The 26,841-nt window shown below is 59.0% G+C and carries 15 protein-coding genes; 11 read left to right on the forward strand and 4 right to left on the reverse strand.

The window, feature by feature from the left end; all coding sequences use genetic code 11:
* Positions 1–208 precede the first annotated feature (208 nt).
* The 4 genes from ACQRAP_RS07665 (at position 209) to ACQRAP_RS07680 (ending at position 7,481) form a co-directional block, all read left to right on the forward strand.
* A complete protein-coding gene (locus tag ACQRAP_RS07665; protein ID WP_427795299.1) occupies positions 209–2,983 on the forward strand; it encodes a YhgE/Pip family protein in 2,775 nt (924 codons plus the stop codon).
* Positions 2,984–5,173 (forward strand): YhgE/Pip family protein, encoded by a 2,190-nt coding sequence (locus ACQRAP_RS07670; RefSeq protein WP_427795300.1) that lies wholly within the window; start codon positions 2,984–2,986, stop codon positions 5,171–5,173.
* 207 nt (positions 5,174–5,380) lie between these two features.
* Positions 5,381–6,364, forward strand: coding sequence for a DMT family transporter (locus ACQRAP_RS07675; RefSeq protein WP_427795301.1), 984 nt, complete (start codon positions 5,381–5,383; stop codon positions 6,362–6,364).
* Positions 6,365–6,434: 70 nt separating this feature from the next.
* A complete protein-coding gene (locus ACQRAP_RS07680) occupies positions 6,435–7,481 on the forward strand; it encodes an IS1595 family transposase (protein ID WP_427795302.1) in 1,047 nt (348 codons plus the stop codon).
* 293 nt (positions 7,482–7,774) lie between these two features.
* Here ACQRAP_RS07680 and ACQRAP_RS07685 read toward each other — a convergent pair whose 3' ends face one another.
* The 4 genes from ACQRAP_RS07685 to ACQRAP_RS07700 all read right to left on the reverse strand — a co-directional run bounded on the left by ACQRAP_RS07685 (position 7,775) and on the right by ACQRAP_RS07700 (position 14,973).
* Positions 7,775–8,713, reverse strand: coding sequence for a class C sortase (locus ACQRAP_RS07685; RefSeq protein WP_427795303.1), 939 nt, complete (start codon positions 8,711–8,713; stop codon positions 7,775–7,777).
* Between the two features lie 76 nt (positions 8,714–8,789).
* Positions 8,790–10,505, reverse strand: coding sequence for a SpaA isopeptide-forming pilin-related protein (locus ACQRAP_RS07690; RefSeq protein WP_427795304.1), 1,716 nt, complete (start codon positions 10,503–10,505; stop codon positions 8,790–8,792).
* Between the two features lie 78 nt (positions 10,506–10,583).
* Complete coding sequence (locus ACQRAP_RS07695) at positions 10,584–12,245, reverse strand: SpaA isopeptide-forming pilin-related protein (protein ID WP_427795305.1); 1,662 nt, start codon at positions 12,243–12,245, stop codon at positions 10,584–10,586.
* The gene (locus ACQRAP_RS07700; protein ID WP_427795307.1) at positions 12,238–14,973 is read right to left on the reverse strand and encodes a DUF7601 domain-containing protein; all 2,736 of its coding nucleotides are present in this window, start codon (positions 14,971–14,973) and stop codon (positions 12,238–12,240) included. The genes ACQRAP_RS07695 and ACQRAP_RS07700 overlap by 8 nt, the downstream gene beginning before the upstream one ends.
* A 346-nt stretch (positions 14,974–15,319) precedes the next feature.
* Between ACQRAP_RS07700 and ACQRAP_RS07705 the strand changes: the two genes are divergently transcribed.
* From ACQRAP_RS07705 to larD, 7 genes are all read left to right on the forward strand, one after another.
* A complete protein-coding gene (locus ACQRAP_RS07705) occupies positions 15,320–16,366 on the forward strand; it encodes an IS1595 family transposase (RefSeq protein ID WP_427795308.1) in 1,047 nt (348 codons plus the stop codon).
* A gap of 153 nt (positions 16,367–16,519) precedes the next feature.
* On the forward strand, positions 16,520–17,818 hold the full coding sequence (locus tag ACQRAP_RS07710) for a M20 family metallopeptidase (protein ID WP_427795309.1): 1,299 nt from the start codon (positions 16,520–16,522) through the stop codon (positions 17,816–17,818).
* Positions 17,819–17,821: 3 nt separating this feature from the next.
* Positions 17,822–19,126, forward strand: a complete 1,305-nt coding sequence (locus tag ACQRAP_RS07715) for an MFS transporter (protein WP_427729190.1) — start codon at positions 17,822–17,824, stop codon at positions 19,124–19,126.
* Between the two features lie 308 nt (positions 19,127–19,434).
* On the forward strand, positions 19,435–20,748 hold the full coding sequence (gene hisS, locus ACQRAP_RS07720) for a histidine--tRNA ligase (RefSeq protein ID WP_427795310.1): 1,314 nt from the start codon (positions 19,435–19,437) through the stop codon (positions 20,746–20,748).
* A gap of 257 nt (positions 20,749–21,005) precedes the next feature.
* Positions 21,006–23,819, forward strand: a complete 2,814-nt coding sequence (locus ACQRAP_RS07725; protein WP_370450652.1) for a phosphoenolpyruvate carboxylase — start codon at positions 21,006–21,008, stop codon at positions 23,817–23,819.
* 879 nt (positions 23,820–24,698) lie between these two features.
* The gene (gene larA, locus ACQRAP_RS07730; RefSeq protein ID WP_427795311.1) at positions 24,699–25,976 is read left to right on the forward strand and encodes a nickel-dependent lactate racemase; all 1,278 of its coding nucleotides are present in this window, start codon (positions 24,699–24,701) and stop codon (positions 25,974–25,976) included.
* A gap of 49 nt (positions 25,977–26,025) precedes the next feature.
* Positions 26,026–26,757 carry a D/L-lactic acid transporter LarD gene (gene larD / locus ACQRAP_RS07735; RefSeq protein WP_427719871.1) on the forward strand — a complete coding sequence of 244 codons (732 nt, stop codon included), beginning with the start codon at positions 26,026–26,028 and terminating at the stop codon, positions 26,755–26,757.
* Positions 26,758–26,841 lie beyond the last annotated feature (84 nt).

The raw sequence follows: 26,841 nt of genomic DNA on the forward strand, positions 1-26,841 counted from the left end.
ATGACTAGTTGGGTTGCTAATTTGTGCGGGTTGTGGTTTTGTGACCTGCTGAAATTTAAGATACTGTACAACTGTACGTTAACTCATCTTCGTAGTATATTGCTACCCGCAAAACTCAATACCATTGTGCCCTGAGACGCTAAAGCGCCTTCGTACAATGGTTATCGATAGTACGATTCGATTCAACGACAGGATGGATGGTCCAAGCGTGAGTCTCGGCAGCAAACTATCCAATGCAAAGGTCTCCTTTGCGATATTTAAGCGTGACATTAAGCGATTGATCGTGAACCCCGTCGCCCTGGTGGTCACCATCGGCGTGTGCGTTATTCCCTCGCTGTATGCCTGGTACAACATCGTTGCCAACTGGGATCCGTACGGAAACACCCAGGGTATCAAGATTGCCATCGCCAACAACGATCAGGGCACCCAAAACGACTTGGTGGGCGAGCTCAACGCGGGCGATAAGGTCGTCGATCAGCTCAAGGAGAACGATCGGCTGGGCTGGACCTTCGTCGATTCGGTGGCCGATGCCAAAGAGGGCGTCGAGAGCGGTAAGTACTATGCGGCCATCGTAATCCCCAAGAACTTCTCGGATAACCTGGTTTCGATGCTCGACGGCAACTACCATCAGCCCAAGCTTACGTACTACGTCAATGAGAAGAAGAGCGCTATTGCGCCGAAGGTTACCGACACCGGTGCAAGCACCATCGAGGAGCAGATCAACTCGGAATTTGTCTCCACGGCGGGCGAGACCGTTGCCGGTATTGCCAAGGATGCCGGAGTCGATTTAAAGGACAAGGCAACCCTGACCCAGGATTCGCTGGCAAGTTCGGTGTCCGAAGCATCCGATACCTTGGGCGAGGTGCGTGGTTCGATTGGCGACATGAATGCCGCCATCGATAAGACGAGTGGTTCCATTGCCTCGGCAGATGCAGCACTTGCCGGTCTACAGGGTCAGGCGCCGTCGCTGACGCAGGCGATCTCCCAGGGCAACGACCTGCTGGGCGAGGCTCGCGCCACGGCGGGTAATTCCATCACCTCGCTCTCCAAGGCGCTCTCGGAAGGCAGCCTTGCGCTCACCAAGACGTCAGCCTCCGCGAACGCTGCGATTGGCAAGCTGACGGGCACGGTCACATCTACGACCACCCGTATCGACAACTCGCTTGAGTCTCTCCAGGCGACGATCGACCACAATAAGGCCGTTATCGGGCACTTGGAAATTCTCGTTAATGACACGTCGACAGGTTCCGAGGAAATTGACGCGCGCATTGTATCGACCATCGATTTGCTCCGCGAGCAGAATGAAAAGCTTCAGAGCATCAAGGATAGTCTGTCTGCGCAGTCGAGCGCCATGGCGAATGACGCCGCGGCTGTCTCGGGTGCCAGCGACGCTATCAATAACGCAATCCAGACCGGTGCGACTAACCTTGGCCAGGCCCAGACGGACCTGGGTCAAAACGCGCTGCCGAAGGCCTCGAGCGCGCTTGATTCATTTGCCGCCGTCTCGGGTGATCTGACGGGAATCGTGTCTGGTCTTACGCCCACGATTGCGAGCGCGCGTGGCACGCTGGCCCAACTCGATGCGACGCTCAAACAGGCCAAGACCACACTGTCCCAGACCGACGACTCTCTTGCCAAGGTCCAGGACAGGCTCGCAACCGCTGCCAACGACATCGCGGCCCTGCAGACTTCCGAGTCCATGGGCGAGCTGGCTGATCTGATGGGCGTCGATGTCAATGACGTCGCAGATTTTATGGCATCTCCGGTCGAGCTGACCTCAAAGTCAATTTATCCGGTCAAGAGCTTCGGCTCGGGCATTGCTCCTTTCTACACCAATCTGGCACTGTGGGTGGGCGGCTATGTGCTCATCGCTATCTACAAGCTCGAGGTCGACCGCGAGGGCATCGGCAGCTTTACCGCGCGTCAGGGCTACTTTGGTCGCTGGTTGCTCCTGGTAATCCTGGGCGCGTTCCAGGCCATTATCGTTACGGTAGGCGATCTGGTGATTGGCGTGCAGTGCGTCAGCCCGCTGCTGTTCGTGCTGGGCGGCATCGCCATTTCGTTCACCTACGTCAATATCATCTATGCGCTGTCCACCACGTTTAAGCATATCGGCAAGGCGATCGGCGTCATTCTGGTTATCGTGCAGATTCCGGGCTCTTCGGGCATGTACCCCATCGAGATGATGCCCGGCTTCTTCCAGTGGCTGCATCCGCTGCTGCCCTTTACCTACGGCATCAATCTGCTGCGCGAGACCGTCGGTGGCATGTATTCGTTCAACTACCTGTTTAACCTGTGCATCCTGGGCGTGTTTCTGATCGTGGCGCTCTTTATCGGTCTGCAGCTGCGCCCGTTGCTGCTCAACCTCAATCTGCTCTTTGATAAGCAGCTTTCCACGACGGGCCTCATGATCTGCGAGTCCAACGACCTGCCGCGCCAGCGCTATTCGCTGCGCACGGCCATGCGCGTCATGCTCGATTCGGATTCGTACCGTCGCGAGCTGCTCGATCATGCCGTGGCGTTTGAACATCGCTACCCGTACTACATCAAGGGCGGTTTTGCCGCCGTGGTAGGCGTGCAGGTCCTGCTCTTTGTGCTCTCGACGGTGCTCGCTATCGACAATAACGGCAAGATCATCCTGCTTGTCATTTGGATCATCTCGGTTATTGCCATCTGCGGCTGGCTTATCAATATCGAATATATCCGCGCGAGCCTCAATACCCAGTTGCGCATCTCGGCGCTTTCGGATGAGGACTTGCGCCGCGAGATGCGCGAGCACACGGCTGCCATCCCTGCCGCCCGTCGCATGTTCGGTCTCAACGCCAGTGAGCGGGGCACCAAGGACAGCGAACAGCCCACGAGCCGTCTGCCGCATATCGGTGCGCATCGTAAGGCTCAAGATGCCGACGGCGTTGACAACGTAAGCGGAAACGACGGGGACACCACCCCGCTTGGCAAGCACTCCAAAGGAGGTGAGGCATAAATGAAGAACATCCTGCATCTGTTTAAGCGCGATGTCCAAAACGTGTCTCGCTCCGTGATCGGCTTGATTGTCGTGATGGGCCTCATTATCGTGCCGTGTCTGTACGCGTGGTTTAACATCGCCGGCAGCTGGGATCCGTACGGCAACACCGGCAATCTTAAGATTGCCGTGGTCAACACCGACGAGGGCTACGAGAGCGATCTGATTCCCGTCGAGGTCAACGTGGGCGAAAACGTAACCGCCACCCTGCGCGGCAACGAGAACTTCGACTGGGTTGTCCTCAACGACCGCGATAAGGCGATCGAGGGCGTTAAGTCGGGCGCGTACTACGCTGCCGTCGTTATCCCTAAGACGTTTAGCGCAGACATGATGACGCTCTTTTCGAACGACGTGAAGCATGCCGATATCGAGTTCTACGAGAACCAGAAGGCCAACGCCATCGCGCAGATCGTGACCGAGAAGGGCTCGAGCGCCGTCCAGAGCCAAGTCAATGAGACCTTTACCAAGACCATCACGACCATCGGCCTTAAGACGGTGTCCAGCCTGCTCGATTACATGAGCACCGACCAGGTGAGCAACTTTATCGCCAACCTGTCCTCGACGCTGGGCGATTCGGTCCAGGGCTTGCAGGACATTCAGGCCAGCGCAACGTCGCTTGCGGGCATTTTGAGCTCCACGTCCGATTCGCTGACGTCGGCGAGCGGTATGCTCAAGCAGTCCGGATCGACCGAGGAGTCGGTGAAGCAGCTCATGCAGCATGCCGAGAGCGGTATTGCCGATTCCGAGCAAGCGCTCAAGTCCGCCAGCGATGCGATCGATGCCGCTATTGATGGGAGCGCGGGTTCGTTCGATAACGTTTCCACCGAGCTCGCAAAGGCATTCAAAGCTGCAAACAATCATGTCAATCTTACGGTGTCTCAGCTCAAAGATGGCGCTAAGTCACTCAATAAACGTGCCGACGATATCGACGCCACGGCCGACCAGCTCCGCGACTTTGCCGAGCAGGTGAGCGATGAGAATTTGAAGGACGGCCTCAAGTCCGCTGCGACGTCGCTGGGCAGAATTGCCATGGAGTACCGCAACAATGCGAAGGACCTGATGGCGACCGCAGAGTCCCTTTCGGACGGAATGGAGGAGGTCAACAACTCGCGTGCCGAGGTCGACCAGGCCATCGACGATGCCAAGGCCGGCATCGCGGGCGCCAAATCCGATTACGATTCCACGTTCTCGGTTAAGGCCAAGGAGCTCAAGAAGACCGTCTCGGGCATTCTAGACTCGCTCGATGGTATCTCGGGCGATCTGGATAGCGCCGTAGACGGCCTGACCGACGCATCCGGTTCGCTGTCAAAGGGCCTCTCCAAGGCTGCAAAGCTGGTCAACAAGGCTTCCGATCAGCTGGGCGAGGCGTCGGACAAGATCGGCGCGTTTAAGGACGAGCTCGACGGTGCCCTTATGTCTGATGATCTAGCCACGATCAAGACGATGATCGGCAACGACCCCGAGGGCCTCGCCGCGTCGCTTTCCGGCCCCGTTGCGCTCGACCGCAAGCCGGTCTATCCGATCCGCAACTACGGTTCGGCCATGGCACCGTTCTACACGATTCTGTCGCTCTGGGTTGGCTCGATCGTACTGGCGGCCATGATGAAGGTCTCGGTTGACGATGAGCTCATCAACGAGCTCATCCCCGTGCGCCTGCACGAGATCTACCTGGGCCGGTACCTGTTCTTTGGCGGTCTGGCCCTGCTGCAGGCAACGCTCGTGTGCGCCGGCGATATCCTGTTCTTTGGCATCCAGTGCGACAACCCGCTGCAGTTTGTGTTGGCGGGCTGGATCGCGAGTCTCGTGTTCTCCAATATCGTCTACACGCTTACGGTTTCGTTTGGCGATATCGGCAAGGCGCTCGCTGTCGTGCTGCTGGTCATGCAGGTCGGTGGTTCTGGCGGCACATTCCCCATCGAGATGACCGGCCCCGTGTTCCAGGCGATCTATCCGTTCCTGCCGTTTACCCATGGCATCAATGCCATGCATGCCGCCATGGCTGGCGCCTACCATATGGAGTACTGGGTTGAGCTGGGTATTCTGGCGAGCTATCTGATTCCGTCGCTGGCCCTGGGTGTGGTCTTCCGTCGTCCGGTCATCAAAGCCAACGACTGGATTATCGAAAAGCTGGAGAGTACTAAATTAATCTAGCGCAACAATGTGAACGCTGACATTGCCGGAGCATCGAGGCTTTTCTGTTCGATACTTTAGTGGGCTGAATTGCGTGGGCTGCTTGATTGTTGCTACAGTTGCGGGGCGTGCCGGGGGTCCGGCGCGTCCCGTTTTTATTTGACCATGAGGCGGCATGCGGTCGCGCGCGTGCGGACACCACGCCCAGACCGAGCGCGAGGATGCCCTATGGCCCATCATGCCGTTATTGAAATCGAAAATATGCCCGATAGCCCTGTAGCCCGCGAAGACCTGGGTGCCGGCGGTGCCTCTCGCGGTGCCGGTGCGCGCTCGCCGCTGTTCTGGAAGGTCTTGCTGCTTTCGATAGCGGTCATCTGGGGCTATTCCTTTACCACCATGAAGGACGCGCTCGATACCATTCCGGTGTTCGAGCTGCTCTACATTCGCTTTCTTCCGGCGTCGCTGGTCATGCTTGCCGTCTTCCACAAGCGCATTGTTGCCCATTTCAACGCTCGAAATCTGATTGTTGGACTTGGCATGGGCGCGCTCATGTGGGGTGCCTACGGTTTGCAGACGATTGGCCTGGCGCAGACCACGGCAGGCAAAAGCGCGTTTTTGACGGGCACGTACTGCATCTTGGTTCCGTTTGCGAGCTATGTCCTAAGCGGCGAAAAACTTACCCGTTACAACTTGGGCGCCGCGTTGCTGTGTCTGGCGGGCATTGGCTTGGTGGCGCTTGATAGCGTCGAGTTCAATGTCGGCGATGTTATTACGCTGGGCGGCGCGGTCTTCTTTGCCATCCAGATGGCGGTGGCCGCTAAGTACGGTCGCAAGATGGACATCAACGTCATCACGTTTTGGATGTTTGCGGGCAACGGTGTGCTGTGCCTGATCTCTTCGCTGCCGTTCGAGACCCAGGCGCCTTTATCCGTGTGGACGCCGAGCTTTATTGGCGTGATGGCATTTCTCTCGGTAGGCTGCACATGCGTGGGTTTGCTCATCCAAAACGTGGGCTTGGCGCATGTCCCGGCCTCGACGGGCTCACTACTGCTTTCGATGGAGTCGCCATCGGGCGTGCTGTTCTCGGTGCTGCTGATGGGGGAGGTGCTCACCTCGCGTTTGCTTGCCGGCTTTGCGCTCATCTTCCTGTCGATTATCTTGAGCGAGACGCACTTTGACTTTTTGCGTAACTCTCCGTTAGACCAGCGTTGACGTAATAATGTCCCGTCCCCGCCCTAAGATGAATGTCGCCAAACATCAACATCGAAGAGACGGGGACGGGATGCTGGACATCATACTCCATGAGATGGAGGGGCTCTCCCTCGGGGAGAAGCGTGATCTCATCTGTGCCACGAAGGCGGCGGTCGCGCGCGAGCTTGGCAAGCAGGCAGATGGCGCGACGCCCAGATCATGCCCCCGGTGCGGCTCTTCCTCCTTCATCAGGAAAGGGCACAATGCCGACGGCTCCCAGCGCTGGCTCTGCAAGGGGTGCGGGAGGACATTCTCGTCCAAGAGCAGGGGCCTGCTCGCCGCCTCGAAGCTCGATGCCACGACCTGGGCGCTCTTCGTGGAAGCAACGCTTTCGGGCTCAAGCCTGAGGCAGTGCGCGAAGACGTGCCATGTGTGCCTCAGGACCTCCTGGTTCATGCGCATGAGACTCTGCGAGGTTATGGAGCGCTCGCTTCTCGCCTTCAGGACCGGACCTTCGGTCTCCTGGCAGGTAGACGGCGCCTACCTCGACGAGTCCCTCACGGGAAACAGGGCAAGGAGTGCTGCCAAGATGCCGAGGAAGCCCCACAAGCACGGCGGCGCCGTCCATGCGCGCGGCATCTCCAACCTCAAGGTCTGCGTCATCTGCGGAGCCAATGATGCCGGAGACGAGCTCTGCCGCGTGGCCGACAGGGGAAGGCCGAAGGATGAGGCCCTGAGAGACGCCATCAAGGGTCTCGGTCCTGGCACCTGGGTGGCGACCGACGCCCATCAGGGCTACAAGCGCGTGCTTCCCGCCCTCGGCATCACCGAGCATGCCGCCACCGACACGCGCCTGCAGAAGGACGGCGAGCTTGGCATGGTCAACGCGATGCACCAGAGGCTGCGCATCTTCCTTGCCCCATTCCACGGCGTATCCACCAAGTGGCTGGACCACTACCTCTCCTGGTTCCTTTGGCTCGAGCAGGCAAGGCGCTCGGACGCAGACGGGCTTCAGACGCTTTCCGGCCAGAGCGCCTGCGGCTTCTACGAGCATACGAGGCGCCAGATGATCGATCGTCCCCAGCCCTTCTGGGACTATTGGCAACGGCAGGGAGCGGCTACGTCAATGCTGGTCTAACAGAGAGTTCTTTGTAAACGGTCATGCAATAAACTGCTGTCCATGCCAGAAAGATGTACACGCATCCATAGACATTCAGCGCAGTGCCCGTCACAGACGCTCAGCACCCATTGCAGCTATGAGCTGCGCCTTTGCAGATTGCAGGGGCTATGGCCATGTTCTTGGACAGCGTTTCAGCAAGCCAGCGAAGATATCCTCTCGATTCCGTAAACGGCATACGATGCTCCGCCGCAGGTTCGCAGAAAAGTCTCCGGCAGCAAAGAAGGCCCGCACAGATGGCGGGCCTTCGCTTCCTATCTCTTCTTCTGTCCAGGCAAAAGGGTGTCTGGCTCATCGCTGCCGGATGGTCCCTGATCCCGTGCCTTCTTCTTGAGCTTTGCCTTCTTGCGGAAACGGTAGACAACGATATCGAGGACAAGGGCAGCGGCGGCAACGACCACGATGAGGACAGCCCATTCACGGGCACCCCAGTGCCTGTTCTGAAGCATTGATGCTTCCTGTGCTTCCTCCTGCGAATAGTCGGTCCTCACGCAGTGGACCAGAAGCCGATGGTCATTCACGCCGTAGGGCGTGCAGGTGACAAGCGTCAGGAGATCCTGACCTGGCTGGATGGCAAGAGACTCTGTCTCGTCTGGCCAGACCACCTCCGAAGAGGTGACACGGTAGGCCAGGATGTCTCCCATCGTATGCAGCAGGACGATGTCGCCTTCCTCGAGCTCGTGGATATCATCGAACATTCTGAGGTTCCGCATGCCGGAATGTGCCGTGAGGACCGCATGCGTCGATGTGCCCCCGACAGGCAGGCTCGAACCTTCAAGATGTCCCACACCTGCCATCAGGGCTGCATCGGAGGTGCCGTGATAGATCGGCATGCTGACATTGATGGAAGGAATCTCGATCCAGCTCATCATGGGGTCGTTCTCATAGGTGAGCTGCTGACCATAGGAAACGATATCCTCTTCGAGTATCGAGGGCTCATCTCCGGCAAGCACGGCATTGTAGCTCTGTGCCTGCTGGAGATACCACTGCTTCTGGTCAGCAGGAAGCGCATCGACCTCGGCTGTGACCTTCGAGATCGTAGCACCAACGCCCTGGCTTTCGAAGTAATCGACCACCCACGGCCACACAAGAAGGCCGACACCGAAAAGGATCACCAGAGCCGTGATGAGCCGGTCTGCCCAGCGCGGCAGCCTGCGCCTTGCTTTCTTCTTTCTTCCCTCACCTTTTCCCAAACGATCTCACCTTCTCAAAGAACAGGCCCCGTACAAGCGGGGCCTGCCAGAGCATGAATGACGTGCAGGGCAGATGCTACTCAGCGCTGTTCTCGTCACGCTTGCGGGAACGCACAAGGTGCGTGATACCGAAGGCAAGGACGACACCGCCGGCAACCCAGGTAAGGGTCACGCCCGCCTGGCCGGTAAGGGGCAGGCTCATGCCCGCCTTGTCCTTGACGGTGACGGTGACGGCGTTATCGCTGCCCACCGAGGCGTCGGCAGCGGTGGCGTTCGTGGTGCTCGCACCGACCTTGGTGAGTGCGCCATTCTCGTAGGTAGCCGTAATCGAGAAATCGAAGCTCGGTACCGTGTTGTAGCCATCCGGAGCCTGAGTTTCGACCACCGTGTAGGTGCCCACATCGAGGCCAGACACGGAAATGGAGCCGTCGTCACTCGTCGTGAATACGTGAGCGTCGGTACCCAGGGTACCATCTGCCTGCACGTACTGCGTCTGCGTACCGGCGCCCTCATCGGGATTCTTCGCCTGGATGGTGAACTTCGCGCCGGAAAGCTTCGTGCTCTGCTGCGAGCTGTCGACCTTCACCAGATTGAGCTTGTAGGTGTAGTCGCGCACGCTCGATGGCGTAGTATCGCCCTTGCTGTCGGTACCGGGGTTGTTGGAATAGGTGAGCGTGACGGAGTTGTCGTTGTAGTCGCTGGCCACCTTGTACGCCTTGTCCTTATCGAGCTTGGCGTTATAGGTCACATACACATGGGTGGTTGTATTCACCGGAATCGTTGTATTGGGGTCATCCTTCTCTTTCAGGTTCTTGAGGTCGGTGAACTCCACACCGAGCGTGCTCGTGCTGTCGGTGTTGGACGCAAGCGACGTCTTGTATGAAGTTGACGCGACCGCATACTCCGTCCCGTCCGTTTTCACCGTGACCTCAACAGACGTGCTATCAGCAGTAAGGCCGGCGGAAAGGGTATCGGTGAACTTGTAGTAGTAGGTGGTGTAGCTGGGCAGTGCGTCGGCGACCGTGCCGGTCAGACGATACTGCAGGTTCTGGCCTACCTGTGAATCGGCGACGTTGCTCCATTCGGCGCCCGTCGCGTCGTTCTTCACTTCCTTGGTCACCGTGGGAAGGTCGGTCTTGGGCGAAATGGTGAGGGCGCTGCCGCCTACCACTGCGTAGATGGGAGCGGTGCCCACCTGGTTGACCTTGGATGCGGAGTCCGTATTGGCGGTCGATGTTGTGTCAGTCAGGAAGAGCCAGTAGCCTGCGGAGAGGTTTTGCGCCACACCGATCATGAGCGTCGTCGGGGTCAGGTTCGTGTCAGCACGCAGGGCGTTAGCGATATTGGAATAGAGCTTTCCGCTCTCGATGATCGTGCTCGTGCCAGAGCTTCCTTCCGCAGGAAGATGCGTCGCCAGGTAGTCTGCGGCTTCCTGGGCCTTCGTTCCCATATAGGAGCTGTCGAGCGCTTTGATCTGGGCATTGACCACGGTTGCGACCTCATCGCTTGCCCAGGCGATATTCGAGGCGGTCTTCGATGTCCCGTTTTGCACGACATCGGCCTTGAAGATCTGATAGCCGATCGTCGTCGTGGTATCGGAGGTGTTGTTAGCGTTCTTCTCGATGGTCACAGAGCCCGTCTTGCTAGCCGCGGTCGTCGTGGTGTCACTCGCAGAAGTGCTTGTGTCGTCTGCCAGTGCGATCGTGACCGGTGCTGCCACGCCCCCCATCGTCAACGCAAAGCTCAGGCCTGCTGCTATGGCCTTGGCGGCAATGCGTGTGTGCTGCTTCATAGTGTCCTCCATTTATTTCGTACACGAATCTACGTCTGTCTGCAATCGCAGGATGTTTGCTGCATTCCGCGTCCGTACCTAGTGCTTGTCTCCCCCTCTTCTTCTGAGAACGCCTGCCGCTATCAGAATGGCTGCTCCTAGGACCACAAGCCCCAGAGCAAGGCCAGAAGGGTTCAGATCGCTCATGTCGGGAAGACCAAGCTTCTCGAGAATGGAAGTCTCTTCATGTGCATTGGGCACCGATACCGTAGCTATGCCGCTCGCGCTATCGAAGCCAGACGCTTTGAGCGGAGATTCAGCAGAAAGCTCAGCTGCAGCTGAGTTCCCCGTAGCAGGGCCAGACACAATCTGGTTCGGCTCATAAGGAACCGCTAGCGTGATGGTCCGCGTCCCCGCAAATGCCTGGTATCCAGACGGTGCCGAGACTTCCTCCACTATGAAGGTGCCTGCATCGACACCTCTGGCAGAGATTGTACCGTCACTCCCTGTCGTGACCGTCGTCTCATCAGAAGACCAGGTACCATCCGGGGTCAGATAGCGTCCCTTGTCGTCTCTGATCCTCAGCACCGCTCCGGACAGCGGCGTGCCCCCGTCTGCATCGCGCTTCGTGAGGGTGAGGTTCCAGCTATAGGCAACCGCCTTGGATTCCTGTGTAGTGGTTGTCTCAGTCGAATAGGTCGACTTTGGATAGATGAGCGTGACAGTGTTCACGTTGCCGTTCCCCATGCCGGTCCCGAGAGATGCACTCAGGGGCGCATCATAGACAACGACAACCTGCACTCCTTGGGAGGCATCGATTGCATGGGCCTTGATAGCCTCCATCAGATCGAGCGCAACCTTGAAGCTTCCGCCATCTGCTGCGGGCGTATAGGTATATGCATATTCCTCATCATCGAGCTCTGTCCAGCCTTGGGAAACCTCAAGGCCTGCCTCCCACACATCTTCAGCTGCAAGAGCAATATAGACATGGATATCGGAAGGCTCGGCAAGGCCAGCACCAAGCGTGTCATCGAAGACGATCTTGTAGGAGGTGTAGCTCGAGAGAATGGAAGGCACTGTCGCATCGAGACGCCAGTAAAGGTCGTCTCCTGCCGTGGCATCTGCCTGCTTCTGCCAGGTATCGTTCGAGTCCTCGAGCACCTGCTTTTCCACCGTCGGCACGCCGGACTTGGCAGCAACCGTCACATCGGAGCCGCCGACCACCACAAGGATGGCAGAAGTACCAGACTGGTCCTGGCCGACGCTCGAATCTTTGCTCATGACAATCCAGTAGCCTGCGCTCAAAGGCTTGGACACGCCTGCTTCAAGGGCCTCCCCACCAGCTGATGTCTGCATAAGGGCCGAAGCGATTGCGTTGGGAACAGAGCCCTGGGCAGCAGCAGAGCCGCTCTGGACATTGTTTCTGATCCATTCAGCAGCATCGTCTGCATCTGCGATGCTCTCGACGTTTACAGACGGATTGACGCTCTTGATTGCCTCGGGGACAACCGAGGCGACTGTGTCGGTTGCCCACGCGATGTTCGCGACAGTCTTCGTGCCATTCGAGCCATCTGCCACATCGGCAGCGAAGATCTGGTAGGCGACAAATTCAGTCGATGAGCCATCGGCAGCATTGACGGTCAGATTTCCGGCACCCGATGCATATGCACGGCCAGGCATAGCGAGAAGGAGCGCGAACGCTGTGATGGCAGCGAGGACGAGGCAGTGCTTGATAGCAGAGAAGTTGTTCTTCCTAGTCACGGCCATCACCACCCTTCGCAGAAGCATTGCGGCGGATGTGCATCCAGACTGCCGCGCCAGCAAGCACGGCAATGCCTGCAAGGTAGGACGGTCCCACTCCATCAGATCCGGTAAGAGGAAGCGAAGACATGCTGCGCGTGTTGGTGAAGCTTGCCTGAGACGTTTCATCCTTTGCAATCGTGCCTGACGCATTCTCGAATGTTGTGGTGTAGCTATCGTTCGACTCCTCGGTCACTTCATAGGTAGCACCTGCCGGCAGATCCGATGCGGTTTTAGTCTGGCCGTCAGCAAGCGTGAAGTTTGCCACTCCGTTGGAGAATTCCATGCCGCCGTATGTGCCCGTGAGGGTTGCACCCGATCCGCCGAGCTTCACCGTAAAGGTGAAATTCTTCGTGGAGTTCACTTCGCCCTCCACATGCTTGGTTACCGAGAGGGTGCCAACCTGTACTGTATTGGTGACAGCGACGGTCGCATCGGCCGAAAGCGTGCCTGAAGGGACAGCCTGCGCTCCGTTGTATGTGACGTCGTACTTCAGGGCATTGTCCTCATCGCTCGTGGCCTCTTCCACCGTATAGCTGCTGCCGGAGGGGATGCCCACGATCGTGATCTGCTGGCCGCTGCTCAGGCTGACCGGCCCCTCGCCGTTGGCGTCGAACGTGATCGTGCCATTTGCAGGAGCTGTGGCAGAAGAGCCTGACACCGAGCCACCGGTATAGGCATACGTGCCGGAGAGCGGCTTTCCGTCCGCACCCTTCAGCGTGACCGTGAAGGCAAAGGTCTGCGAAGCATCTGCCGCCTGGCCCGAGACAGTCTTGCTCACCGTAAGCTTGTAGAGGCGGGTGTTGGTGAAGGCAGCCGTAGCGGTCGCGTCCTTCACAATCGCGCCCGTATCGACAGTCTTGTCAGGCGAGTAGTCTGCATTTTCGGTTTCTGTAACCGTATAGGTCGTCCCTGCAGGCAGATGCTCGGCCGTTGCAGATTCGCCGTTCTTCAAAGTGACAGTCGCCACGCCGTTCGTGAACGCCATATCCCCGTATTGCCCGTTGATGGCAGTGTTGCCCAGCGTGACCGTGAAAGAGAACGAAGCTGCGGAGCCCGTCTCCCCTTCTACCGACTTAGAGACAGTGAGGCTGCCCTCCTTTGCAGGGATGAGCGTGAGCATGGCACTCACCGGCTTCTGTTTGATGACAGCGCCGATCATGTGCTGGAAATTCTTGCCGTCAGAGGCAGTATAGGTTTCGGGATTGGGCGAGTACTGGCGGTATTCCTGCAGCCAGGTGAGCGTGCTCGATGCCGTAATCTTCATGTCGGTCGATGTTGGCTTGGTCGAGGAGACCAGATAGAACGAAATTCCTGCGGCGATGCTTGTCACTGTTGACCCATTTGCCGTCTGGGCCGTCACGCCATCAGGCAGCGTGAGCGTGTACATGCCGTTGTAGTTCGTGCCTTCGGCGATCTTGAGAGCCCCTGTCTTCCACGTACCCGAACTGGGATCGTAGACAAAGGCCGCATCGCCTGTGATCGACACGTTGGATTCATCGGGTTCGCTGCGCAGAACCTGGTCGGCGGTCGCGTAGTTGAGGAGCTTGACGGCAAGCGCCTTCTGCGTGACCTCGCTGCTATCCGACTTGAGCGTGTTGTATTCGATGCCGTAGTCGCCGAGCGCCGCCCAGATGGCATACTGGGTGGCCTCGTAGGCCTGTGCCTCGGTGACGTAGTACTCGCCCGAGTGAAGCGCGTCATACATGCCGAGCGGCGTGGTGTTGTACGAGTCCGACCAGGCAAGGCACAGCGCCGCTTGATAGAACGGCATCGACTGGATCTGGGCTGCCGTGAGGCCAGAAGTGCTCGTCGTATTTCTGAGGCTCATCATGATGACCTGCTGGATGAATTCGCTCAGCCTGTTAAGGTGATCGGTGTTCTTGTTCGTGTAGTCATCGTAGGAAAATACTTCGTTGCCGATGGTGCTAGGGAAATCGGTGCGCAGGACATCAGGCACCGTAAGCATTGCATTGAACTGGTCCTCGGTGATGCCGGTGGCCTTATCAACGATCTGATACATGTTCAAGCCGTTATAGGGATAGCCAGCATAGAGAATAGCGAGAAGCTTGTTCATGCACGCTTCGTAGTCTTCCGGGGACTTGAATTTATCCGGCGTCAGATAGCCTTGGATGTAGGAAGGCACGGTCGGAATGGTCGGCGCGGTATGCGGCCAGTGCGACGAGTTGTTCATGCAGTAGAGGATGATGCGGCCATTGGCGCTTTCTGAATCCACAACATAATGAATCTCGGTAGCTGTGTCGTATTTGATTTCGATGCCGCCTGTCGCCGTCAAGGGCGATGCCAGAATCTGTGCAGCAAGTGTCGTGGCAGCATTATCAGAACTGCTCTGCTCGCCAGCAGAAGAGCTTGAGCTCCCAGGGTCTTCAGAAGCGCTCGAAGAGGACGACGTATCAGAAGATGCTGAAGAGGAAGAAGGGCTGGCACCTGCCGTTTCTGATGCAGACGAAGTGCCTGCGGCTGCTTTGGCAGACGTGCTGCCTGTGGAGCTGCCGGCAGTCCCTGCACTATCGTCTGCGGATGGCGTGACGGTGGCATCTGCCGATGCCGCAGTCTCCGCTGCGCTTTCCTCGCCCGCAAAGGTACGTATAGGCACCAGGAACAATGCCAGAACAATGGCGCACATTGCTGCAATAAGAGCAGTGCCGCTCCCTCTCCCCAATTTCATCTATCCGCCCTAATCTGTGCCTATCGCTATCCCTTAGTTTTGAGAACTATTTAGTAGCGCTTATCGTTATGAATACTCCTACAATCAAGCTCGGAATTGTGCGGACCGCAGCTGCTATTCATGCTGTCTCTACAAATATTGGCAAAACTGTCAGTTATTTTCAGGTGTCTGAGTCCGTTTCTTCCTACGGGACAGCTCCACGAACTCGGCAGGTATAGAATCCTGAAAGAATCTGGGCAACACCTTTTCTGAAACTCTCCGTTAGACCAGCGTTGACGTAATAATGTCCCGTCCCCGCCCTAAGATGAATGTCGCCAAACATCAACATCGAAGAGACGGGGACGGGATGCTGGACATCATACTCCATGAGATGGAGGGGCTCTCCCTCGGGGAGAAGCGTGATCTCATCTGTGCCACGAAGGCGGCGGTCGCGCGCGAGCTTGGCAAGCAGGCAGATGGCGCGACGCCCAGATCATGCCCCCGGTGCGGCTCTTCCTCCTTCATCAGGAAAGGGCACAATGCCGACGGCTCCCAGCGCTGGCTCTGCAAGGGGTGCGGGAGGACATTCTCGTCCAAGAGCAGGGGCCTGCTCGCCGCCTCGAAGCTCGATGCCACGACCTGGGCGCTCTTCGTGGAAGCAACGCTTTCGGGCTCAAGCCTGAGGCAGTGCGCGAAGACGTGCCATGTGTGCCTCAGGACCTCCTGGTTCATGCGCATGAGACTCTGCGAGGTTATGGAGCGCTCGCTTCTCGCCTTCAGGACCGGACCTTCGGTCTCCTGGCAGGTAGACGGCGCCTACCTCGACGAGTCCCTCACGGGAAACAGGGCAAGGAGTGCTGCCAAGATGCCGAGGAAGCCCCACAAGCACGGCGGCGCCGTCCATGCGCGCGGCATCTCCAACCTCAAGGTCTGCGTCATCTGCGGAGCCAATGATGCCGGAGACGAGCTCTGCCGCGTGGCCGACAGGGGAAGGCCGAAGGATGAGGCCCTGAGAGACGCCATCAAGGGTCTCGGTCCTGGCACCTGGGTGGCGACCGACGCCCATCAGGGCTACAAGCGCGTGCTTCCCGCCCTCGGCATCACCGAGCATGCCGCCACCGACACGCGCCTGCAGAAGGACGGCGAGCTTGGCATGGTCAACGCGATGCACCAGAGGCTGCGCATCTTCCTTGCCCCATTCCACGGCGTATCCACCAAGTGGCTGGACCACTACCTCTCCTGGTTCCTTTGGATCGAGCAGGCAAGGCGCTCGGACGCAGACGGGCTTCAGACGCTTTCCGGCCAGAGCGCCTGCGGCTTCTACGAGCATACGAGGCGCCAGATGATCGATCGTCCCCAGCCCTTCTGGGACTATTGGCAACGGCAGGGAGCGGCTACGTCAATGCTGGTCTAACAGAGAGTTGCGTAAAAAGCCGCGAGCGCGTTTGTAAACAATCTGTTGCGCCGTCCCTCTGGGGCGGCGTTTTTTATGCGTCGCCTTTAAAGTTATGCCTTGCACTTTAGAGTACGAAAGTGCTTGCTGCTAAAACCTTACTGGAGGGCATCTATGGCACCAGCTCTGTCCGATTTCCAACCACAACCAGCGCTTCAGACCTCAGCGGCGGCGCAAGCCGCCATTGGCGACGGTCTGGTCAAAGAGGCTCAGGCTTTTGCCGATGAGCTTGCCGCATGGCGTCACGATCTGCATCGGATGCCCGAACTCGGTAACGATCTCCCACAGACCTCTGCGTATATCCAAGCGCGCCTGAACGAGATGGACATCCCATTTTCCACGCTCGTCGATGGTTCCTGCGTTGTGGGCCTTGTCGGTGCCGGTGCCGCCGCGGCCCAGGGCAATGGCGTCTGCACGGACGAACAGGCCGGTACGGTCGTTATGCTGCGCGGCGACATGGATGCCCTGCCCGTTGTCGAGGAATCCGGCGAGCCCTTTGCATCTACCAATGGCTGCATGCATGCTTGCGGTCACGATATGCACGCGACGGCGCTGCTTGGTGCGGCGCGCCTGCTCAAGGCTCGCGAGGCCGCGCTTGTCGACGCCAATGCCACCGTCAAGCTGTTGTTCCAGCCGGGCGAGGAGACCTTTGAGGGGGCACGTGCTGCCATCGCCGACGGCTTGCTCGAGAACCCGCGTCCTCAGGCGGCTTTTGCCATGCATGTCAACAGCCAGTCGCCGCTTGGCCTGGTGCTCTACGGCAGCCCGGCGCTTTCGGGCGTGTACGGTTTCCGCATTACGCTGCAGGGCAAGGGCGGCCACGGTTCGAGTCCCGAGATCTGCATCGACCCCATCACGGCAGGCGTGCATGTGCACCTGGCGCTCCAGGAGCTTATCGCTCGCGAGGTGCCGGCGGCCAAGGAGGTCGCACTCACCGTGGGTAAGTTTGCCGGTGGCCAAGCGGCCAATGTGATTCCCGACACCTGCGTGCTCGAGGGAACATTGCGCGGCTTTGACGTTGAGCTCATGGAGCACCTCAAGACCCGCATCGCGGAGGTCGTCAAAGGCGTTGCCACGACTTATCGTACGCCGGCGACTATCGAGACGCTCTCGGATGTTCCCCCGCTCGTGCTCGATGACGATATGACCCAGGCTTCGCTTGGCTATGTGGGTGCGACGTTGCCCAAGGCCGCCTTCCTGCCGCTGTTCCATGCCATGGCGAGCGAGGACTTTGCGCTTATCTCGAGCGAGATACCGAGCGCGTACTTTACGTTCGGTGCGGCTGTGACCGATACGGACGAGCACTTTGCCCAGCACCATCCCAAGGCACGCTTTAGCGATGCCGAGTTGCCGCTCGGCGCCGCGGCTTATGCGGCGGTCGCCCTGGGCTATATCGCCGACCACAAGGAGTAATCCATGTCCCAGCAGCATAAATTCTTCCCCGGTTGGCTCGTCGTGGCCTCCGGCTTTGTCATCATGGCCACGTGTTACACGATTTTCGTTAACTGCATGAGCCTGTTTCAGCCGCTTATCGTGAGCGACTTGGGCATTTCCCTTGCTCAGTACAACATCTCCAACGCCATCTCAACCGTGGTGAGCGTTGTCGGCTCGCTTGTCATTGGCCATGTTGCCGACAAAGTGAGCGGTCGCATCTTGGGTTCCCTTACCGTTATCGCCACCTCTGCCGTTCTTGCCGGGATGAGCTTTGTCGGTGAGCTGTGGCAGGTCTACGTGCTCTTTGCCGTCTCGGGCTGCTTTGCCGTCGCCTCGACCCGCCTGCTCATTAGCCTTGTGACCGCCAACTGGTTTACGGCCAAGCGAGGTCTTGCGATCTCCATAGCACTTTCGGGCTCGGGCTTTGGAGGCGCTATTCTGTCTCCCACCGTGAGCTCGCTTATCGTGAGCGTTGGCTGGCGTTCCGCCTTCCTGGTGCTCGCGGCCATCTGCATGGTGGCGGCGCTGCCCATCACGGCCTATTCCTTCCGCACCAAGCCTTCTGAGATAGGCCTTAAGCCGCTCGGCGAGAACCCGGGCGATCCGTCCGTCTCGACAGCTGGCGACAAGGACGAGCACACGGCTCCCGAGGTTAACGTCGGTTGGTCTCGCATCAAGAAGAGCCCGGCGTTTTGGCTGCTTGTCGTCGCCTTTCTCTTTATGGGCCTCGTTAACGGTGCCATCTTGCCCAACCAGGTCACCAACATGACGAGCGTTACCGTCAACGGCGCCAAGATTGTCACGGGCGGTCACGACCCCGTGTGGGCGGGCACTGTGCTTTCGGCCTATATGGTCACCGTCGTTATCGCCAAGATTTCGCTCGGCGTCATTTACGATCGCTTTGGCCTACGTTTTGGCAACGTGTTGGGATCCGTTGCGTGCATTATCGCCTGCGTCGCCCTGTGCTTCCCCGCGACCGATCTTGGTCCCATCGTGGCTGCCGTGAGCTTTGGTGTCGGAACGTGCATGGGCACCATCACGCCCACTATCGCCGCGTCCAAGCAGTTTGGCATGGCCGATCTGGGCAAGGTCACGGGCACCATTACCTCGCTCGAGATGGTCGGCGGCACCGTGGGTGCCATTGTCTCGGGCGTGCTGTTCGATGCCACGGGCTCCTTTGCGAGCACCTGGATCGTGTGCCTGGTGTGTTCTGTGGTCATGCTCGTATTCCTGCTGGCATCCGAGCCCATCGCCGCTAAGCTGCGTGCGAGCGTGGCGGGGGAGTAGACGTCCGTCGCTCTTTTCTGCTCGCCCCGTGTTCTGTCCGTGGCCGCCTTGGAAGCCGAATGGATGCTCGTACCATCATTCGGTTTCCAAGGCGGCCACGGGCATACAAAATGATCCGTTTTCCTCTGTCCCCAACAGATCGTGTGATTCGAAGGGGGGCGGAGGAAAGCGGATCGGCTGCAGCGGCGGCACGTCTGGCCGAACGAGCCCCCATACCCTCGTTCGGTCAGACGCGTCGCCGCGTTTTGTTTTTGTGCCGTATAATGACCACTACCTATGACGCGATACTAAAAGAAAGGTGTTTGCCCATGCAGGCACAGAAGGCGGAGGGAACCCGCGACCTTATCGGCGCCGAGATGCGCGCCTGGCAAAAGATGCAGCGGATTGCTGCCGGCGTGTTCGAGCCGTTTGGCTTTAAGCCCATCGAGACGCCCGCGATCGAGCAGGTGGACGTGTTTGTCCACGGCATCGGCCAGTCGACCGATGTCGTGCGCAAGGAGATGTTCCGCGTGTTTAGCGGCGCCAACCTGGAGCGTGTCTTTACCGAGGGCACCGATGCCAAGCTCAAGCCCAAACAGCGCTTGGCGCTTCGTCCCGAGGGCACTGCCGGCGTGGTGCGCGCCGTCGTGGAGAACAACCTGGTGCCCCAGGGCTCCACGCCGTTTAAGGCCTACTATGCCGAGGCCATGTTCCGCGGCGAGCGCCCCCAGAAGGGCCGCCTGCGTCAGTTCCATCAGGTGGGCATCGAGTGGCTCGGTGCTCCCGATCCGGCTGCGGACGCCGAGTGCATCATTATGCTCATGGAGTTCTACAAGCGTCTGGGCTTCGATCTTTCCAAGCTCCGTCTGCTCATTAACTCGATGGGTGATGCCCAGTGCCGTCCGGCCTATCGCGAGCAGGTCAAGCAGTTCATTCTCGATCACGCCGACGAGATGTGCGATGAGTGCCGCGAGCGCGCCGAGCTCAACCCGCTGCGCGCCTTCGACTGCAAGAACGACCATTGCCGCGAGATCATGGCCGAGGCCCCGCTGATGGGTGACAACCTGTGCGACGAGTGCCGCGAGCACTACGAGCAGGTCAAGCGCTATCTGGATGCCGCCGGCATCGAGTATGTCGAGGACCCCACCCTGGTGCGCGGCCTGGACTACTACACCCGTACCGTCTTTGAGGTCGAGGCCCCCGGCGCCGGCGTCGGCTCCATCGGTGGCGGCGGCCGCTACGACGGCCTGGTCGAGCTCGAGGGCGGCAAGCCCACGGCCGGTGTCGGCTTCGCCGTCGGTTTTGAGCGCGCCCTGCTGGCCCTGCAGGCCTTTGGCAGCGACCTGGGTGCCGATGAGGCTCCGTGTGTCTACGTTGCCAACGCCGGCAGGGAACTGCGTCAGAACGTTTTTGCCATTACGCAGAAGCTTCGCGCCGCAGGCATCGTGACCGAGGCAGACTATCAGGGTCGTTCGCTCAAGGCTCAGTTTAAGCAGGCCGACAAGGTGGGCGCTAAGCTCATTTTGGTCTTGGGCGGCGACGAGCTTGCCGCCGGCAAGGTCAAGGTGCGCGACATGCAGAGCCATGACGAGGTGCTGGTCGATCTGGCCAACGTGGTCGAGGCGGTTCGCGAGCGCCTGTAGGGCATCATTTTGAGCTGCGGGTCCGCTAACGCGTCCCGCTCGCGGCGAACGATTGTTACGGGGGTGTTTCGCTTTTATGCGGAATGTCCCCGTTTGCATATGCCGTCCACCGAGAAATACGACCATTTGGGGCAAAAAGCCTTGCAATGCAGAAAATACTTTTGTGTGGTAAAGCGCAATCAGTGTCGAAAGTGTTTCTCAAGTGCCTATAATGAATACCGCATGTTACGTGCATAGAAGGAGGAATGGGAGGAAACGTGGCTGAGAACCTAAGCAACCAGTCTGTACCCGAAGCCGCGGCGCGCGTCGCTGCCGTGGTCAACCGCCTCGTTAACCGAATCGGCTCGAATGCCGAGTCCAGGGAGCGTCTCGCCGAGATTGAGATTCCCGAGGAGCTGCGCGACAACCTTGCGCTGTTCCTGCGCCTGGAGCGCCGTGTGCTTAGCGAGTATGATCCCGAGATCGCGGACCTGTTCGACAAGATTCTGTCGGCCGAGATTGTGGCCAATGCCGGCAACCCCGGTAGCCGTGCCGCCGACGAGGCCGTCGACGAGCAGGGCGTGCCCACCGCCGACGAGCCCACTGCTGTGGCGTTTCGCGAGGTCGTCGATTTGATCGACAGCCTACCGCTCGATAAGCAGCAGGTTATCGTCCGCGCCTTTACGAGCTTCTTCCATCTGGCAAACCTGTCGGAGGAGAATTACCGTGTGAAGCAGCTGCGCGAGCGTGAGGCCGGCGCATCGACCGATACCGAGGTCGATCCCGCCAACGAACTCACCGTCGCCTATCACCAGCTGGTGGATGAGATGGGTGTCGAGGGCGCCAACGAGCTGCTCGGCAAGCTTGAGTTCCATCCCGTCTTTACCGCGCATCCCACCGAGGCCCGTCGCAAGGCCGTCGAGGGCAAGATTCGCCGTATCTCTAACCTGCTGGAGGAGCGTCCGCGTCTGGGCGGCTCCGACCTGGTGGAGAACGAGCGCCATATGCTGCAGGAGATCGACGCCCTGGTGCGTACGAGCCCCATCGCGCTCAAGAAGCCCACGCCGGTCGAGGAAGCCGATACCATCATCGACATCTTCGACAACACGCTGTTCGACGTCATCCCCGTCATCTATCGTCGCTTTGACGACTGGGTGCTGGGTGACAAGGCCGGTACCGTGCCGCCGCTGTGCCCGGCGTTCTTCCATCCCGGCAGCTGGATCGGTTCCGACCGCGACGGTAACCCCAACGTTACCGCCAAGGTGAGCCGTGAGGTCGCCGCCAAGTACTTCACCCACATGGTGCTCAAGCTCGAGGACAAGTGCCGCCGCATCGGCCGCAACCTCACGCTCGAGGCCACCTACAGCAAGCCGTCTGCCGAGCTCATCAACCTGTGGAACCATCAGGTCGAGATGAGTGCCCATTACACGGCCCGTGCCGAGCTTATCTCCGAGCACGAGCCGCATCGCGCCGTCATGCTCGTCATGGCCGACCGTCTGAACGCCACCGTACGCCGTATCACCGACACCATGTATCACAGCGCCGACGAGTTCCTGGATGACCTGCGCGTCGTCCAGCGTTCGCTGGCTGCCTGCGGTGCCGTCCGTGCCGCCTACGGCCCGGTGCAGACCATCATCTGGCAGGTCGAGTCCTTCGGCTTCCATATGGTCGAGATGGAGTTCCGTCAGCACTCCGTGGTGCATGCCCGCGCCCTTAAGGATATCCACGAAAACGGTATCCATGGCGACCTGCAGCCCATGACGCGCGAGGTCATCGACACCTTCCGCGCTATCGGCTCCATCCAAAAGCGCTACGGCAAGAAGATGGCACACCGCTACATCATCTCGTTTACCAAGAGTGCCCAGCATGTGGCCGACGTCTTTGAGCTGGCCCACCTGTCCTTCGCACACGAGGAGGACGTTCCCGAGCTCGACGTGATCCCGCTGTTCGAGCAGCTCGAGGACCTCGAGGGCTGTGTTGACGTGCTCGACCAGATGCTTACGCTGCCCGTGGTGCAGAAGCGTCTTGCCCAGACCAACCGCCGCATGGAGGTTATGCTGGGTTACTCCGACTCCTCCAAGGATGCCGGTCCTACCACGGCCATGCTTGCGCTGCACTCCGCGCAGGAGCGCATCGCGAAGTGGGCCGAGAAGAACGATATCGACCTGGTGCTCATGCACGGTCGCGGCGGCGCCGTGGGCCGTGGTGGCGGCCCGGCCAACAAGGCCGTACTGGCGCAGCCCAAGGGTTCGGTCAACTGCTTCTTTAAGCTCACCGAGCAGGGTGAGGTCATCTTTGCCCGTTACGGTAACCGCACGCTGGCTCAGCGCCATGTTGAGTCCGTTGCCGCCGCAACGCTTTTGCAGTCGGCCCCGAGCGTCGAGAAGACCAACACCGAGACCACGCAGAAGTTCTGGGATATGGCCGAGAAACTCAACGCCGCAAGCCACGAGCGCTATCTGGACCTGCTGAACACCGAGGACTTTGCACCGTGGTTCTCGACTGTGACGCCGCTGACCGAGGTTGGTCTGCTGCCGATTGGCTCGCGTCCCGCCAAGCGCGGCTTGGGTGCCAAGTCGCTCGACGACCTGCGTACCATTCCGTGGATTTTCAGCTGGAGCCAGGCACGCATTAACCTGGCCGCTTGGTACGGCCTGGGCACCGCCTGCGAGCAGCTGGGCGATCTTGACCAGCTCAAGGCTGCCTACCAGGAGTGGCCGTTCTTCCGCACCTTTATCGATAACATCGAGATGTCGATTGCTAAGACCGATCAGCGCATTGCCAAGATGTATCTGCATCTGGGCGACCGCGATGATCTGTCCAAGAAGGTCTTTACCGAGATGCAGCTCACCCGTAAGTGGGTCCTTGCCATCGTTGGTGACGAGTGGCCGCTGCAGCGTCGTCGCGTGCTCGGCTGTGCCGTTCGCGTGCGTAACCCCTACGTCGACGCCCTGTCCATCGCCCAGGTCCGCGCCCTTCGCGAGGTGCGTATGAACCAGGACGAGATGGCCGAGGAGAAGAAGGCCGAGTACATGAGCCTGATTCTTTCGACTGTGACCGGCGTCTCGGCAGGTCTGCAAAACACGGGGTAATCGATAGCCCTGTGGCTCTCACCGGGGCCCGACGGGTTTCCCTCTGAATGCGTCCTCGCACTTGAAGCCCCCTTATCCTGCTCCTTCGGAGCTGCGGATAAGGGGGCTTCGTGCTGCGGAATGCATTCAGAGGGAAACCCGTCGGGCCCCTTCGTCCTCGGTCCTCTGGAATTAAAGCTGAGGAGAAGAATGGCGCGCTTCGCGCTTAGCGTGGAGTGCGGCGAGGGCTTCTTGCGTCCTGCGGAGTGTGCCTAAAAGTAAACTGATGGCGGGCCCTGCGATGTCCAGCTTCGGCGGAAGGCCGCTGGGTGAGGGTGGTGCCTGGGGCGACGTGCAAAAAACGGAGTTTTCAGCAGCCAAAGATCGATGCATAAGGCCATAGCCGGCCCTCGCTGCCTTTGTTGATGATTTTGCAAGACAATTGGGCCTTGGCGATGCTCATATATGGCTGGTTTCTCGCCGCATGTTATCCAGATGGGACGAGTCATGAGGACGATCTACCTTTTGAAAGACTTTTGACACGAAAATCTTATCTTGCGATGCTGAATACTCGCAAAAATGCACGCTCCGGAGGGGGCTACCATGTTGCGGTTCGAAACCCAATACGTCATTCTATGCAGTATATTGACCTATTTATGCAAGATAGCTTACACGCGCATGCCATAGGATTGATGTTTGCCTCTGCGCTGCGTAATCCACCCTGCCCATAGCTTCTTTGACAGGAGGCCGCGGTCCCGTTTGGGATCGCGGCCGTTTTATTGTGGGTCAAATATGAACGTTGTGTTAACGACTCGGTGGACGGTAGCGTTTTTCGGTGATCAGCGTATCCTTCCAACGGTTTATCTAGTGTGTCAGTTGAAAGGAAGAGGGCGCTCGTCATTGTTTGAATGTGAACTGCCGTTTGACCACAAGACATTGCATCTGGAGCTCGAGGATAAGAACTTCGCGGGTGTGATGGAAGGTCACCAAAACGAGTTTAAGACTGCAAAATCGCAGGAAGAGCTGGTAGAGGAGTCGCTTGCCAGCCCTTATGGATCGCCTTCGCTCGAGGAGCTTTGCGCTGGCAAGAAGGATATTGTCATCATTAGCTCTGACCATACGCGCCCCGTTCCCTCGCGTGTGACGATGCCTATTCTGTTGCATCACATCCACTCCGCTGCGCCTGAGGCGCGCGTTCGCATTCTGGTTGCTACGGGTATGCATCGTCCGTCGACACACGAGGAACTCGTCAACAAGTATGGCGAGGAGATCGTTGCCAACGAGGAAATTGTCATGCACGTCGCGACCGACGACAGCATGATGGAAAAGATTGGCACCCTGCCTTCTGGTGGCGAGTGCATCATCAACAAGATTGCCGCCGATTGCGATCTATTGCTTGCCGAGGGCTTTATTGAGCCGCATTTCTTTGCCGGTTTTTCTGGCAGCCGCAAGTCCGTGCTGCCCGGCATCGCCAGCTACAAGACCATCATGTACAACCACAACGGCCAGTTTGTGAACGATTCCCATTCGCGCGCCGGCAACCTGTGCCACAACCACGTGAGCGAGGACATGTTTGCCGCTGCCGAGATGGCTCACCTTGCCTTTGTGCTCAACGTGGTGCTCAACGGCAAGCACGAGGTCATCGGCTCCTTTGCCGGCGACATTCACAAGGCGCACGAGGCCGGCTGCGAGTTCGTGAAGAGCCTTGCCGGCGTTGAGCCCGTCGAGTGCGAGATTGCCATCACCACCAACGGTGGCTATCCGCTCGATCAGAACGTCTATCAGGCCGTGAAGGGCATGTGCGCTGCCGAGGCCACACTTCCCGAGGGCGGCGTGATCATCGATGTCGCCGGTTGCGCCGATGGTCACGGTGGCGAGGGCTTCTATCACAACATCGCTGACAACGATCCGGCAGAGTTTGAGCGCGCCTGCATCGACCGTCCTAAGGACGAGACCCTGCCCGACCAGTGGACGAGCCAGATCTTTGCCCGCATCTTGGCGCATCACCCTGTGATCATGGTCACCGACCTGTGCGATCACCAGATGCTCAAGGATATGCATATGACGCCGGTCAACACCCTCGAGGAGGCGCTCAAGCTCGCCTTTGAAATGAAGGGTGCCGATGCCAAGGTGGCCGTCATTCCCGATGGCCTGGGCGTTGTCGTCGCCCAGCACTAGCGCGCGGCCTAAACGAATCGTTTGTAACCGACAAGAAAGATAAGGTTTTATGCTTACCAAACTCCTCTGCGAATTCGGCGCAACGGCCCTCATGATCATCTTTGGCGTGGGCGTACACTGCGATACCGTGCTTAAGGGCACCAAGTATCAGGGCTCCGGCCACATGTTTGCCATCACCACCTGGTCTTTTGGCATCTCGGTCTGCCTGTTTGTCTTTGGCGGCGCCGTGTGCATGAACCCGGCTATGGTGCTTGCCCAGTGCATCGTCGGTCTGGTGCCGTGGAGCAGCTGCATCCCCTTCATGATTGCCGATATGCTCGGCGGCTTTGTGGGCGCCGTAATCGCTTGGTTTATGTATGCCGATGAGTTCAAGGCTTCCGAGGGCGTTGTTGACCCCATTGCCCAGCGCAACATCTTCTCGACCAACCCCACCACCGAGGGCACGAACTATGCACGCAACTTCTTCTGTGAGGCTATCTGCACCTTTGTGTTCATCAGCGCCATCCTTGCTGCCGCTAGCCGCGCCGGCGAGAACGTTCTGATGCTCGCTATCTGCGTCGGCCTGATCGTTTGGGCCGTTGGCATGGGCATGGGTGGCATCACCGGCTTCGCCATGAACCAGGCACGCGACCTTGGTCCTCGCATGGCCTATCAGGTGCTGCCGATCAAGAACAAGGCTGACAACAACTGGAAGTACGGCCTGCTCGTTCCTGGCATCGCGCCGTTTATCGGTGCCGCTCTGGCCGCGCTGTTTGTGCACGGTTTCTTGGGCATGTTCTAGTCCAAGGCCGCATAGTAGTCCGCTGGCCGCATGGGGTGACTTCCCAGCGCGTCCTCGGACATGAAAGAACCCCCGCTGCGCACT

Origin of the sequence: Collinsella sp. SGI.180, assembly GCF_050313455.1 — a bacterium.
In the GTDB taxonomy this organism is placed as follows: domain Bacteria; phylum Actinomycetota; class Coriobacteriia; order Coriobacteriales; family Coriobacteriaceae; genus Collinsella.